The organism is Oceanobacillus sp. NCCP-135, from assembly GCF_059698015.1.
This window is the reverse complement of sequence record NZ_BAAKSZ010000052.1, coordinates 1-12,576: the sequence shown is the minus strand read 5'-3', so window position 1 is coordinate 12,576 and position 12,576 is coordinate 1. Positions and strand designations below refer to the sequence as shown.

Annotated in this window: 14 protein-coding genes; 4 read left to right on the top strand and 10 right to left on the bottom strand. The window is 37.8% G+C overall.

Features of this window, described 5'->3' with window-relative positions; all coding sequences use genetic code 11:
* Positions 1 to 432: 432 nt before the first annotated feature.
* Positions 433 to 1,359 carry a DUF4338 domain-containing protein gene (locus AC6HVZ_RS18990; RefSeq protein ID WP_497559704.1) on the bottom strand — a complete coding sequence of 309 codons (927 nt, stop codon included), beginning with the start codon at positions 1,357 to 1,359 and terminating at the stop codon, positions 433 to 435.
* A 766-nt stretch (positions 1,360 to 2,125) separates the two neighbouring features.
* Positions 2,126 to 2,347 carry a hypothetical protein gene (locus AC6HVZ_RS18985; RefSeq protein ID WP_497559703.1) on the bottom strand — a complete coding sequence of 74 codons (222 nt, stop codon included), beginning with the start codon at positions 2,345 to 2,347 and terminating at the stop codon, positions 2,126 to 2,128.
* Positions 2,348 to 2,856: 509 nt separating this feature from the next.
* Between AC6HVZ_RS18985 and pdaB the strand changes: the two genes are divergently transcribed.
* The gene (gene pdaB, locus AC6HVZ_RS18980) at positions 2,857 to 3,615 is read left to right on the top strand and encodes a polysaccharide deacetylase family sporulation protein PdaB (RefSeq protein ID WP_497559702.1); all 759 of its coding nucleotides are present in this window, start codon (positions 2,857 to 2,859) and stop codon (positions 3,613 to 3,615) included.
* Between the two features lie 43 nt (positions 3,616 to 3,658).
* Here pdaB and AC6HVZ_RS18975 read toward each other — a convergent pair whose 3' ends face one another.
* Positions 3,659 to 4,309 (bottom strand): KinB-signaling pathway activation protein, encoded by a 651-nt coding sequence (locus AC6HVZ_RS18975; protein WP_497559701.1) that lies wholly within the window; start codon positions 4,307 to 4,309, stop codon positions 3,659 to 3,661.
* Positions 4,310 to 4,477: 168 nt separating this feature from the next.
* Between AC6HVZ_RS18975 and gerD the strand changes: the two genes are divergently transcribed.
* The gene (gerD, locus tag AC6HVZ_RS18970; RefSeq protein ID WP_497559700.1) at positions 4,478 to 5,134 is read left to right on the top strand and encodes a spore germination lipoprotein GerD; all 657 of its coding nucleotides are present in this window, start codon (positions 4,478 to 4,480) and stop codon (positions 5,132 to 5,134) included.
* Between the two features lie 255 nt (positions 5,135 to 5,389).
* Here gerD and salA read toward each other — a convergent pair whose 3' ends face one another.
* Both salA and cwlD read right to left on the bottom strand, forming a co-directional pair.
* Complete coding sequence (salA, locus tag AC6HVZ_RS18965) at positions 5,390 to 6,448, bottom strand: iron-sulfur carrier protein/transcriptional regulator SalA (RefSeq protein WP_497559699.1); 1,059 nt, start codon at positions 6,446 to 6,448, stop codon at positions 5,390 to 5,392.
* Between the two features lie 134 nt (positions 6,449 to 6,582).
* Positions 6,583 to 7,311: an N-acetylmuramoyl-L-alanine amidase CwlD gene (cwlD, locus tag AC6HVZ_RS18960; protein ID WP_497559698.1), complete on the bottom strand. Its 729-nt coding sequence runs from the start codon at positions 7,309 to 7,311 to the stop codon at positions 6,583 to 6,585.
* A gap of 169 nt (positions 7,312 to 7,480) precedes the next feature.
* Here cwlD and AC6HVZ_RS18955 point away from each other — a divergent pair, with 169 nt between their 5' ends.
* On the top strand, positions 7,481 to 7,930 hold the full coding sequence (locus AC6HVZ_RS18955) for a DUF948 domain-containing protein (RefSeq protein ID WP_497559697.1): 450 nt from the start codon (positions 7,481 to 7,483) through the stop codon (positions 7,928 to 7,930).
* A gap of 371 nt (positions 7,931 to 8,301) precedes the next feature.
* Here AC6HVZ_RS18955 and AC6HVZ_RS18950 read toward each other — a convergent pair whose 3' ends face one another.
* Genes AC6HVZ_RS18950 through AC6HVZ_RS18940 form a run of 3 tightly spaced genes read right to left on the bottom strand, consistent with a single transcriptional unit; the run spans position 8,302 to position 9,453 of the window.
* Positions 8,302 to 8,532, bottom strand: a complete 231-nt coding sequence (locus AC6HVZ_RS18950) for a hypothetical protein (RefSeq protein ID WP_497559696.1) — start codon at positions 8,530 to 8,532, stop codon at positions 8,302 to 8,304.
* A complete protein-coding gene (locus AC6HVZ_RS18945) occupies positions 8,516 to 8,980 on the bottom strand; it encodes a DUF948 domain-containing protein (RefSeq protein ID WP_497559695.1) in 465 nt (154 codons plus the stop codon). The genes AC6HVZ_RS18950 and AC6HVZ_RS18945 overlap by 17 nt, the downstream gene beginning before the upstream one ends.
* Positions 8,981 to 8,982: 2 nt before the next feature.
* A complete protein-coding gene (locus AC6HVZ_RS18940; RefSeq protein WP_497559694.1) occupies positions 8,983 to 9,453 on the bottom strand; it encodes a DUF948 domain-containing protein in 471 nt (156 codons plus the stop codon).
* 118 nt (positions 9,454 to 9,571) lie between these two features.
* On the opposite strand from AC6HVZ_RS18940, the gene AC6HVZ_RS18935 reads away from it, so the two are divergent.
* Positions 9,572 to 10,420 carry a YihY/virulence factor BrkB family protein gene (locus AC6HVZ_RS18935; RefSeq protein WP_497559693.1) on the top strand — a complete coding sequence of 283 codons (849 nt, stop codon included), beginning with the start codon at positions 9,572 to 9,574 and terminating at the stop codon, positions 10,418 to 10,420.
* A 30-nt stretch (positions 10,421 to 10,450) separates the two neighbouring features.
* Here AC6HVZ_RS18935 and AC6HVZ_RS18930 read toward each other — a convergent pair whose 3' ends face one another.
* A complete protein-coding gene (locus AC6HVZ_RS18930) occupies positions 10,451 to 11,689 on the bottom strand; it encodes an efflux RND transporter periplasmic adaptor subunit (protein WP_497559692.1) in 1,239 nt (412 codons plus the stop codon).
* The gene (locus AC6HVZ_RS18925) at positions 11,689 to 12,363 is read right to left on the bottom strand and encodes a hypothetical protein (protein ID WP_497559691.1); all 675 of its coding nucleotides are present in this window, start codon (positions 12,361 to 12,363) and stop codon (positions 11,689 to 11,691) included. The genes AC6HVZ_RS18930 and AC6HVZ_RS18925 overlap by 1 nt, the downstream gene beginning before the upstream one ends.
* Positions 12,364 to 12,576: the final 213 nt, after the last annotated feature.

Here is a 12,576-nt window from a genome sequence, read left to right as displayed (position 1 = left end):
AAATAAAATTAGCCTTGTCCTTAACACCTTGGTACACTTGCACTTTGAGACATCGCAATTAGCTCTGAAGATTTTTTCTTTCAAGTGAAAACTTGTTTCGTCAAATGACAACAAAAATTAATATAGCATAACTTCATTAAAAGATCAATAGAAATTATAAAAAAACTGTCGCATAAAAACATCAACTATCTTGCGGAGTGCTCTTATTGCTTTTTAAAAGTTCCCTTATCCAACATCCAACGAAAATGAATTTTTAAGAAAAAATCGCTAAAAAGCAAGGTTACCTCTCACATTCCTTCTTCATCCGTGATTTTGGCGGAGCACTTGCGGTTGCTAATGTCTTAGTTGATCGATAGTCTAATTCCTTTTTTCTGTTCACGCAGTTCACGTTATTTTCTTTTTCGTGCCGCATAGTCAGGGACGATGACTGTGTTATTGTTGCTCTTTGATAGGCACCGCCTTTTGCGCACATAGAATAGCTTTGAAGTCTTTGCGCAGTGGGTACATATAAATGCGTTTTGGACTCGACAGATACTGGGAATACCGATCCATTCTTCCTCGTCCAGCAGTTTGACCAATTTCAATCCAATTGGCTGCCCGGTAACATGTACCTTTATACCGTTCTGTATCTACAAAGGTTTCAAGAAGAACTGGAGCGTAACCATAACGATCCTGCCAATCTGAAGGAATTTGTTTGGCTGCTATGGCCAACACATGGCTCGCCAAATTTTTCACTTTAACCCATGGGAAGATAAGAAATCGTGTATTATTAACGATTAAATTAAGTCGTTGACTTCGGTCAGCCTCCTTCCATCCGATCCACTTATCGCGATCAGCCAGTGCCCACGCAGAGGCAGAAAACAACATCTCACCCAGATAGCGGGTACCTGCTTGAGTTGTCCCAACGATAAAATATCGCTGGTAGGCACCGAATGGTCGTTTATAGCCCAATGGGTGATAGCGCTCCATATACTCATTCCACAGTTGCCTGCTTTCCTTTGTGGCCGCACTGATCAGTCGAATTGGAGTGACGTCAAATACACCTCCATATAACTCCTCATCAGGTTCTGTTTGAGATCCCGGATGTACCTCTTCTGTACGGCGTTCCACGGGAGATTGTATCTTTGGCAGAACAATCTGTCCTTCAGCTTCTAACTTCTTTAATAGAGTTCGACATGAAGCAATCTTATATTCTCCATTTGCCGTGAACCATTCCAGCCCTTCACAAATTGTTAAAGCCAATTCTGTAAAACTAAGCTCTGGAAACAGCTCAACTGTTTCTCTCACATCATCAAGTTCACCTTCCGTAAATATACGACCGGATATTCGTCTGGTATCATTATCAGCGTTCATCGGCATCGTATAGCCCTCCCTTTAGAGTAACTCGCTTATATGGCTCTTTCTCAAAAAGGGTGATAGATACGAGGAAATGGTTTCAGTTTAGTAACGGAAACGCCTCTTTTAGCCGCAAAGAAACTAGGATTGATTTCTAATTCCAGATGAGCTTAGCTGACTATATCATTGGCTTTGAGAAAGAGCCGCTTATATTATCTCATAGCTGATAAATGGAGTCCAGTCTTAATTTGCTAAAAAATACTTTTTTATTGCTTGCTTAACCCTTGTACCTCATGGCGAAGAAATTTCATGCATTAGTTGGTAAATCTGCAATCTCTTTAGTTCTGCTCTTAATGTTATTCATTTATTTAAAAGGCCTGGCTACTAAAAGATTTAGGACTGCGATTACTCGTCCCACCGTAAAGTTTTTTTGTTTTAAGATGCTAAAAACTTGCATAGTAGCGTGAATACACAACGACTACATCAAAGCTACAGATCTATTTTCTCACAAGGATGTACCGCTTTAGAAGCTCTCCTTGTCTGCTCAAAACAGTGATTAGGATGAGGTTCTCATGCTAACTACAAGCCGAGGAAGCTCACGGTTTACCTGCAATAAAGCGAATCGTAGTTCAGCTGTTATGGCATAATAGAAACAAATATATAACAATAGTCTAAAAGCTCCTCGCCTTCACCCAATAAAAAGCAAAAATTATCTTTATGCTGTTTATTATTCTATAGGGCTAAACGAATAAAGGCATTTCCAGCATCCCTAATGAAGATTCTTTATAGTTTATTGATTTTCACTTCGCTTAGGCATGTATTTAATACATTCCTTTTCACTCGCTAGCCGACGGAATAATTGAAATAAAATCTGATATCTTTCTCTCATTGCTCGTTTTACCATATGATCAATTCGATGATCCTCCATGTCCATAAGCAATTCCTCTAATTCTCTTTTAAGCAGATATTCAATTTCCTTTTGTTCCATATCGTTCATTAATAAACCTAACATTACTTTCACCTCAACTTCTTCTACTAACCCTTACTATCTTTTCACATTAATTATTTTTATAAAGTGAATCTATAATAATTATTCGTTAGTACTTGCAGATTTTGTCGGTTATTGACGATTTTTGTATAAAAAAGTCCCCAAATTTTCTCCATTACGGTTACTATTCCCAAGTAGGTTAGGTTTTCATCCATCATTCTCTATTTTTATTAGAAATTTTGCTTATCGAGAAACCCAAATATCGAATGTCTTAGTTTCACGAAAAACACTTTTCATCCGTGATGTAAATGCTTCAAAATAAAAGCACTTATATTATACCGGTTTCCCAAAATGGTAATTCCCTATCCGTAAGAAGAGGCTGGTTTTACCCGATTCTCTGAGCAGTAATTTTTTTGCATAAAATCTTTTAACCATTTATATTTGTTATCCGAATCAGGTAACCTGTTCTTAATTTACATAATTTTTCATAGGATAAGTAAAAAGAAGGACATGTTATAAAGGAGGGGAAACTGATGCAACACTTCTATGTTTGGCGATTTAATAAATGGAAACGTTGGCTCGTTGTTGTGCTCTTAGCATTGTTTACAGCTGTTTTTGTTTTGTTTGAACAGAATGGATCATTATTTGTTTTTTCCAAAGAAGAATCTGTTGCTTTGACGAAAGGAAATGCCAATGAACCTAATATTGCTTTAACCTTCAATATAAGCTGGGGCGAGGAAAAAGTATTTGATATTTTAAAACAACTGGAACAAAACGAAGTACAAGCCACCTTTTTTGTCAGTGGCGAATGGGCAGAACGTCATCCAGACATCGTAGAGAAAATATCGGAAGCAAAGCACGAGCTTGGGATGTTAGGTTACCAATATAAAAGCTATCTTGATCAGGAAATTGACCAAGTTAGAAAAGATCTACAGCACGCACATGAGGTATTTCAAAAACTGGGATATGAGGACGTAAACTTATTGCGTACTCCTAGTGGTCATTTTAATAAAGAGATTATTGATTTAGCGAAAGAGATGAATTTCACAGTCATCCATTGGAATGTGAATCCAAATGATTGGAAAAACCCAGGAACTAATGCCATTACCGATACAGTAATGAAACAAACAGCAAACGGGGATGTTATATTGCTTCATGCCTCCGATTCTGCAAAACAAACAGCGGATGCTCTGAAGACAATACTGCCAGGATTGACAAGTAAAGGATTTCAATATGTGACGATAACAGAATTAATCAACCAAGCACATGCTGATTCCGAGTTAGTGGAGTAAAAAAACCCTGGTGAGTGGTGAGTGAGATATCACCATCAGGGCTTTATTTTTCACCTGTTTTTTTTGCAGGTTTATTTTTTGCGGCATTGCTTGTTGCCTGTTCCTTAACACTGTTATTAATACGATGTAGTTTAAGCAGCTGATAGGTGTTACACGCTAGTAAAGTAATGATCATCAGCCATGCATAGTCTGTTCCCTCTGTTCGTAACCCAGGAACCCATTCAATTGAAGTAATTACCACCATTAAAAATAGCGCAGGGATAAAAGCATGCTTTTGGGTCTCCTTCGCCTTTATTTTTGCAATAATCCACCCATATCCCAGAATTGCTGCAGACATCAGGATATACCAAAAGACGGATACTTCTCCTTTGGTTGCTTGGTATGGAAAATACACTAAATCAAATACGACAAAGGCAATTAATAAAATCTGCACGAGCGGCCAGTAAGAACGGAAAAATCCTAAACCAAATCGATTTATATATAAATAAGCAAAAAATCCAGTTTGACTAACAACAGCAAAAACAAGACCTAATCCAATAAAAAACACAACCAACCCGATTAACTCCATAATATCTAATGGGTTTAGAATATTGCTGTAATCTTCTGCTTTTACAAAAAAACTGGTGATCAGACCTGCAAATCCTCCAATAAATAACGTTTGAAAAAAGAAACCTACCAATTTACGACTATTCAATCCAATTTCCTCCTACAAAATATGTACAAAATTAATTTGCATAAACTTTCACAAGTAGACAACCTTCCATTGGTATTTTATCACGAAGCATTTCTTTTTTCCTTACCGAAGTGAATATTTTTTAAATTTGTCACTCATATTAAGAATGTACACGAGGAGGTTTTCCTAATGACCCGTTCATTCTTTTTAATAATTATTGGATTATCCATCTTTTTTATTAGTGCATGTAATGGGGGAGAAACCTCTGGTAAAGAAGGTGAATATGACACGACGAAAAAAATGGTGGTCGATATATTACAGACTGAAGATGGAAAAAAAGCACTTCAGGAAATTATGTCTGATGAGAAAATGAAACAGGAGCTTGTCATCCAATCCGATGTTGTTAAGCAGTCAATAAATGAAACGCTCGTATCTGAAAAAGGATCTCAAATGTGGAGCACTTTATTTAAGGACCCTAAATTTGTTGAAGGTTATGCAAAGTCTATGGAAGACGAACAAAAAAAGTTAATGAAAAAGTTAATGAATGACGCTGATTACCAAAAGCAAATGCTTGAACTATTGCAAAACCCTGAAATAACGGATCAAATATTAAGTGTTTTAAAAGGGCAGCAATTCCGTTCCCATTTAGAAGAAACCATCCAACAAACACTGGAAACACCATTATTTCAAGCTAAAATTCAGGAAATACTGTTAAAAGCTGCTGAAGAACAAGGAAAACAAGAAAGTGGCGGTGATTCACAACAACAACAGGGCGAGGGCAATGGTGAAGGAGGAGAAAAAGGTGGTGGCGGAGCTGGTGAAGGTGGTAACAGTGGCAGTTCATAGTCATCCACCGGCTTTTATGTACACGGGTCAACGGCCGGCATGCACTGGTAATTAAAACCCAGATGGACTGGTAACGGTTTGGGCGAGTGAAAATTCAGCGATGAGATTCACAGACGCTGATGACTACCACATCCGAGTTCAGGATTCGTCAGCTTGAATCCGTGAATGAAGGCACTTGCTTCAGCATTCACACATCTATCCCTACACTCAAACCCATTATAAAAAGGGCGCCCTCTGAATGAGACGCCCTTCCCTTTATTCTTCCATTTTCGCAATAACTTTGGCAGCAATTTTATGAAATTCTTTTCCGATTGGATGATCTTCCTGATAAATCGACGGAGCAAAAACATCCTCTTCTTCATATGGCTGCTGCAGCGGTAAATTGCCAAGTACTTTTGTTTTTAGTACTTCTGCCAGCTTTTGACCTCCACCTTGACCGAAAACATACTCCTTTTCCCCTGTTGTTTTACTTTCATAATAAGCCATATTTTCGATAACACCCAAAATCTCATGGTTTGTTTTTAATGCCATTTGTCCAGCACGAGCCGCTACAAATGCAGCTGTTGGATGTGGTGTTGTTACAATAATCTCTTTTGATGTCGGCAGTAGCTCATGCACATCCATTGCGATATCTCCGGTTCCTGGTGGTAGATCAAGCAATAGGTAGTCTAGATCTCCCCATTCCACTTCTGAGAAGAAGCTGTTGATCATTTTTCCAAGCATCGGCCCACGCCAAATGATCGGTGAATTATCTTCAACAAAGAAGCCCATGGATATAACCTTCACCCCGAATCGCTCGACTGGAATAATCTTTTCTCCGCGAACTGCCGGACGGTTTTCTACACCCATCATATCAGGCACACTAAATCCATAAATATCAGCATCAATAATACCTACTTTTTTTCCAAGTCGCATTAAGGAAATTGCCAGATTTACCGTAACTGTAGATTTCCCAACACCTCCTTTTCCACTGGCAACCGTGATAAAGTGTGGATTGGAACCCCCGCCCATTAATGATTTTTCTTTCTCCTGCTCTACTGCAGGCTGATATTTTTGGATCACCTCATCTGGGAGCTGTTCAAAGCGAAGGCCAACTGTTGTTGCACCATTTTTCTTCAGGATGCCAACAATTTCCTGCTGTAGTTGCATCTGCTCACCAGTGTTCGTTTTCCCGATGCCTACTTTTACACTGACATGATTTTTCTCTTCCTTGATTGTGATACTTTTTATAGAATCAAGTTCTTCAAAAGTTTTATGTAAAAACGGATCCATCACCGGATTTAGAAGTTGTACTATTTCGTCTTTTGTTAACATAAATCCCACCAACCTTTTCCAGCAAAATAATTACGCCATTACAGCGTGTCCATGCAAGTATAACACAAATCACGCAAAATCTAAGTGATATGAATCATGGGGCTTTAATTTGCTGTTTAGCCGCAATTTGGGATTTACTTTTCCTCCTGCTTTTCCACATCCTCTGTTGCATATCGGAGAATACCTTCATAAATGCTTGCAGCCATCTTCTGCTGATAATCCTCCTGTTTTAAGAGTTCTCGCTCCTGTTCGTTTGATAAAAAGCCAATTTCCACAAGGGCTCCTGGAACCTCAGCATATTTCAGCAAATAAATACCATTTATTGCTAGTGGCGAACGAGTTGTATTTTCCATATTGCGAATGATTTCCGATTGGATCATTTTAGCCAAATGTTTGCTTTCGTCAAATTCAGGGTAATAAAATGTCTGCGCACCACTCCATTTTGTTGATGGAAGGGCATTTAAATGAACGGTGACAAAAAAGTTCGGATTTTTATCATGAATAAATGCCAGTCGATTACGAATATCCTCCGCTTTTCTTCTCGAAAGTCCTTTTGTATCATCATTTGCTAAATCATTATCTTCCTCTCTGGTTAAATAAACGAGTGCTCCATTTTGCTGCAAGTAATTTTGCAGTTTTTTTGCCACGGCTAAGGAAATTTCTTTCTCCACTGTCTCATCCTTGCCAACTGCCCCACCATCAGGTCCCCCATGTCCTGGATCAATGACAATCGTTTTCCCCGAAAGTGGTAGTGACCATGAAGAACCCCATGTTTCTTCACTTTGCTGAATTGGAAATTGAATAAGAAACGCCAGTAAAAGAACACCCATCCCCCACATTGCAAACTTATTTACACGCTTCATTATACTCGCCCCTTACATTTTCTCATTTCTTAGTTTATGGGACGAGTTGGAGCTTTATGACAATTCATAGTATTATATTTACAAGCAATACTATTGATACAAATATTTAATTATTATAAAGTAATGGTATTATAAAAGAAATAAATACATCAGAAAGGGGATACTTGTTATGGATTGGTTAGGAATTGGGGTTTTAGTGATAGGTATTGCACTATTGGCACTTGTTGTTCTTCTGATAAAGCCACTAAATAAACTGGCTGGTGTATTTACTAGTCTGCAGAGAACAACGGATAAATTACCACAAACGGTAGAAGACATCACTTCACAGGCAAAAGCTGCAATTGGTGCAGGCACAGATACGTTAAATCAGATCAATTCACAGGTGAAGGAATTGAGCCCATTATTTTATATTGTAGGAGATGTTGCGAGGGCTTCCAATCACTTGTCTTCTTCCATGGTCGAAGCTGTTACCAAAATGGAAGCAAAAACAGAAGCAGCAAATGAATTAACTCATCGCAAAAATCTGGAAGGGTTATACGGTGCACTGACATTAGGGTTCTTTATCTTTCAGAAAAGCAGAAAGTTTGCGAAGGAACGTAATGTTATCGATGTGAACTAAGGTGGAGAAAGGGCTTGTGAGTTCAAGCTCCTATCCATCTTTTTTTCTAGCCTTTTATTTAAGGATCCTTTGATGAAATTTATTGCACTTCGCAGTAGAAATATACGGCGACGTTCGGACACATAGAATCGTTCTATATAACCGTTTGACCTTGTTTTTCTGAAGTTCGGACACATAAAGTCCTTTATTCAGCCATTTGCACCAGTCTTTATCCCTCAAGGACTGAGTAAATTTCCGGAGCGATATGTTACGTCGTTTTTTCTATACCTTCATTCCCGTTCAGAAAGCATCTGACACAAAAAACACACGACACTTTTCAAATAAGAAAATTCGTGTGTTTATTCTTGAATGCAACAAATTCGAGAGAAATATTATTCCGCTACTTTCTTTTCAACTTCTTTTTTAATCTGATCAATTTGATTGGCGCGTTTCTGCCCATCTTCGTACACTTTTTTCTCATAATTTTTTATTTTTTCGATGACCGTATTGTTTTCTTCCAGCTTCTGTCGTTGATAATTCGACTTTCTTATTATCCAGCCCATTGTAATGCCGCTTATAGCACCTGTAATTAATGGGAGGTTTCGTTTAATCTTGTTGTCCATTCATGGATGCTCCTTCTCCCTTGTCTTGTTTCATTTGTCTGCGTTTTTTCATCATATAGTAACCAAGTGCAAAGGATCCATACAAACCACCCAGATTATTCTCTTTTGTAATTTCTTTCGTGTCCGTTGTTTTCTTTTTTAGTGTATCTGTTACATCAACAAGAGATGACGAAAACCTTCTCGTTACATTTCCGACATCTCCGACAATATAGAACAATGGACTTAATTGCTTTAATTTATCATTGACATCCGCAATGGTATTATTACTCTCACCGATTAGATTACCGGTTTCTTTAAATACATCATCCAATTGATTTGGCAATCTGTCCACTGTTTTTTCGATTCCACGAAGTACACCTGCCAGGTTGTTTAAGGTATGGGCAATAAAAATTGCTAATACAAGCAATGCTACACCGATAATAATGACACCTATTCCAGTCAAATCCATGTTTATCCCTCTCTCCCTAAGTTATTTGTATTTTCGTCTAGACTTGCTTTGTTTGTTGCTGTTGTTTGTTGTTTTTTCCATTTGGAGTACAAGAGAAATGCCGCTTCACTCCATTTAATCCCTTCAATAACTGGTTTCATTTTTGAATCAAATTCCTCATCAGAAAGCTTTTTAGAATTGTGATTATAAATCTGATTGACGGAGTTTACGGAAACACCAACATTTCCCATTGTGTCAAAGAGGCTATCTGTCGCTTTTATCTTATCAGACATATCATCCACCATATTTCCTGTTTCCTGAACTGTTTTTCTTAGCTCGGGGGTAATATGCTGCAGTTTTGTTTCTACTTCACCTAAGGTTTTTCCAAGGGTTTTCATTGTATCTGATAATCTTTTCAAAACAAGTGCTGTATAGATAACGATAATTACGAATGCGATTGCCAGTAATAAACAAACCAAATATATTATTCCCATAATTTACCCTCCCTTGTAAGCATTATACCACTCGTATTCGCAAATAAAACTTATGTAGATTTAACCCTCATCATAAAGGGTATACAAAAAATAACTACTAATTGATTGGAGAACTGTTATGTCAAAACTTACAAACTTCGCAAAAGCATTTATGAAAAAATTCAAAGAAGATAATGTTCCTTTATTAGCAGCTGCTCAGAGTTACTATTATCTTCTATCCGTTGTACCACTATTAATTGTATGTTTTGCACTTATCCCTTATTTTAAGATAAACTCTGATGATGCTGTTGGATTTATGAATAACGTACTACCCAGTGAAATAGCTGCCATTTTTGAAGAAAATATTGTCAACCTTGTCGAAACACCACAGGGTGGCCTTTTAGCCATTGGGATTATTGGTGCATTATGGTCTGCTTCAGCAGGGATAAATGCCTTCATTAAATCGACAAACGAAGCGTATGATGTCGAGGAGACACGCTCATTCGTCACCGTTCGCTTAATCTCACTAGGTTTAACCCTTGGAATGATTATCGCATTAGTTGTTGCTATTCTTTTACCTGTCTTCGGTAATGTCATCCTAGGACTATTAGAATCATTATTAGGAATCTCCGGAGCGATGAGTATCTTATTCCAAATATTGCGCTGGGTGATCAGTATTATTGTTCTGACAGCACTTCTTATGATGTTATATCGATTTGCTCCGAATAAAAAGCTGCCATTTACACATATTATTCCGGGAGCACTTATTGCAAGTATTCTGTGGCAGTTGATTTCCTTAGGCTTTTCATTTTATGTCAGCAATTTCGGAAGCTATTCAGCAACCTATGGCAGCCTTGGCGGGATTATCATTTTAATGATTTGGTTTTTCCTGACAGGCCTGATTTTAATGGTCGGTGCCATTACGAATGTCTTATACCACCACAGTCAGATCAAGCATGATACAAAAAGGAATGTATCTAATTTATAAACTGAAATCGGCCGTGTGCCGATTTCTTGTTTATCTTGAAAATAGGCCGATGACAAAACTTTTCCCCCAATTCGGTGCATCTGCAGTAACTACATTACTCCATGTATTCTTGTTTAGCTTAAGCGGTGTAATAAAAGTAGCTCCATGTCTGAATTGTCCTGTTCGTTCTTGCGCTACCCAATCACCCGTGTTTACCCCTTTTGTAATTTCCTGCATGTTGTCCATATAAATCCCTGTTTCAACCGGTTGCTCCATTAGTTTACCTTCATTTGTCAATTTCCATACAGAATTTGCAAACACAGTATCCTCAAAAAGGGCGGTGGCACCAAGGGATTCCTTCACTGTAATGGCTAGGTTCGCATGATATCCAGGCAATAGATCGTCAAGCTCTGCAGCTTCATTAAATGTTACATGAAAAGGATAAACACTTTCCCCTTCTATCTGAATCTCTTTCGGGGATTCGCTCACTTTATCAATTACACCTTCGACAAGCGCTTCTTTTTCTGTAACCTTAACAGCAACAGGCATTCCCTGTTCAATCGTTGTACGCTCTTGTTCTGTCAATTCGCCTTCTGCATGTAGCTGTGTATTTTCAATTGTAATAATCGGATCACTTAATGACACTGAAACCGTTTTGATTAGCCCATCATATGGACTCTCTACCGTAATCGTATCTCCGGTTGTCCGAAGCTCATCCAATTGAGATTGAATACTATCTAACTGGGCATTTTTCTGATCCAGTTCTTTTTCCTTCTCAATCAGATATTGTTCTTTCATTATTTCCGCTTCAACAGGATCTTTTTGATTTTCAATAATTATATTACCTTCTGACAGATCCCCACCCAATGAGGTAGAGTTTGATGAATTGGAAGATGGAATCCTGTAGCCCGTCATTTGCCTGATCGCCGATTGAATAGCTGTTATTTCACCATTTATCTGTTCTGTTTCCTGCATCAGCATTCCTTCTGTTTCGTAATAATTAGTAACTGTATAGGAGTATAGTGGATCACCCGTATTAACTGCATTTCCTTCTTCAACGAAAAATTCCTGAAAGCTGCCTAATGTTTTATCAAAATAGATATGGTTTTCCTCCATAAATGCCAGAATACCAGGTTTAACGAGTTTATCCGCCACATCTGCTTCAAATGCCTGTGCCCAATTTTTTATATACGATTTTCTGTCAATTTTATTTTCATCATCAAGAAAAACTAATAGAATATTAACACCAATAAATAATACGATTGCCGTCAAAATAAGTCTTCTTTGCATCATCCAAACCACCCACTTACGATATACGTGTCAACAAAAGCTAACAGTGCAGTTACACACCAGAATAGAATATGCAGCCCGATAACATTAAGCCAAATCCATCGTTTTTTTATCTCCGTAAATGAGCGTAAATATTTTACCTGAAACCAAATAATCCATAACTGAAAAAGCGAAATCGCTCCAAAAAAGTAAATAACCCAAGACGCCCCTGTAATATAGGATGCAATTATGCCAAACGATAACGGCGAAACATACCAATCCAGTCCCGTTAGCGTAACTAGCGGAATCCAGATAATTCGTTCGATCAGCATAACAAAAAGAACGACCTGCTGCATGATGAGCAGTTTTCGAAAAGGTGCCCCAGTTAATAAATAAAATAGTAGTGTTGGCAAAAATAGAATCAATGCAGCAAATAAAACAGCATACACCATCCGACCAATAATAAACCAAAATTTACTTTGCTCGTACTCGACAGGTGTTAACTGTACTGCCGTTGTTGAAATAATATCCGATCCTATTCCTAGAAAAGCCATCCAAGCATAGATGATGATACTAAGCAGGAGAAGTAATGAACTTACTTTCCATAGATTATGTATTTTCTCTGTTTTGCGGATGCGAAATAAGTGGTCATCCAAGGAAAAAAGGATTCGAAATACGTTTACGAAATAGGTCATAGTTTGTTTACATTCCTTTTCAATTCATACAGACTAAAGTGTGAGATAGAAGATGTTCTAAAGGCATTGTTGCAATCCTTGCTTAGCACACTCTTATATCCTATTAATTCTAACGCAAACTTCGATAAAATTCTATCTTTTTATCAATAGAGCTTTTTGCGATGTGCCACTTTTCTAGTTTTACGAGCAAAAAAATAAAGGTTTTATTTTTTT

Excerpts from the sequence above, each read along its gene's own strand:
- AC6HVZ_RS18945 (WP_497559695.1), bottom strand. The coding sequence starts at position 8,980 with ATGGATTTGACTGGAATAGGTGTCATTATTATCGGTGTAGCATTGCTT.
- AC6HVZ_RS18990 (WP_497559704.1), bottom strand. The coding sequence starts at position 1,359 with ATGCCGATGAACGCTGATAATGATACCAGACGAATATCCGGTCGTATA.
- cwlD (WP_497559698.1), bottom strand. The coding sequence starts at position 7,311 with ATGAAGCGTGTAAATAAGTTTGCAATGTGGGGGATGGGTGTTCTTTTA.
- AC6HVZ_RS18935 (WP_497559693.1), top strand. The coding sequence starts at position 9,572 with ATGTCAAAACTTACAAACTTCGCAAAAGCATTTATGAAAAAATTCAAA.
- AC6HVZ_RS18925 (WP_497559691.1), bottom strand. The coding sequence starts at position 12,363 with ATGACCTATTTCGTAAACGTATTTCGAATCCTTTTTTCCTTGGATGAC.
- AC6HVZ_RS18985 (WP_497559703.1), bottom strand. The coding sequence starts at position 2,347 with ATGTTAGGTTTATTAATGAACGATATGGAACAAAAGGAAATTGAATAT.
- AC6HVZ_RS18950 (WP_497559696.1), bottom strand. The coding sequence starts at position 8,532 with ATGGACAACAAGATTAAACGAAACCTCCCATTAATTACAGGTGCTATA.
- AC6HVZ_RS18955 (WP_497559697.1), top strand. The coding sequence starts at position 7,481 with ATGGATTGGTTAGGAATTGGGGTTTTAGTGATAGGTATTGCACTATTG.
- pdaB (WP_497559702.1), top strand. The coding sequence starts at position 2,857 with ATGCAACACTTCTATGTTTGGCGATTTAATAAATGGAAACGTTGGCTC.
- AC6HVZ_RS18940 (WP_497559694.1), bottom strand. The coding sequence starts at position 9,453 with ATGGGAATAATATATTTGGTTTGTTTATTACTGGCAATCGCATTCGTA.
- salA (WP_497559699.1), bottom strand. The coding sequence starts at position 6,448 with ATGTTAACAAAAGACGAAATAGTACAACTTCTAAATCCGGTGATGGAT.
- gerD (WP_497559700.1), top strand. The coding sequence starts at position 4,478 with ATGACCCGTTCATTCTTTTTAATAATTATTGGATTATCCATCTTTTTT.
- AC6HVZ_RS18930 (WP_497559692.1), bottom strand. The coding sequence starts at position 11,689 with ATGCAAAGAAGACTTATTTTGACGGCAATCGTATTATTTATTGGTGTT.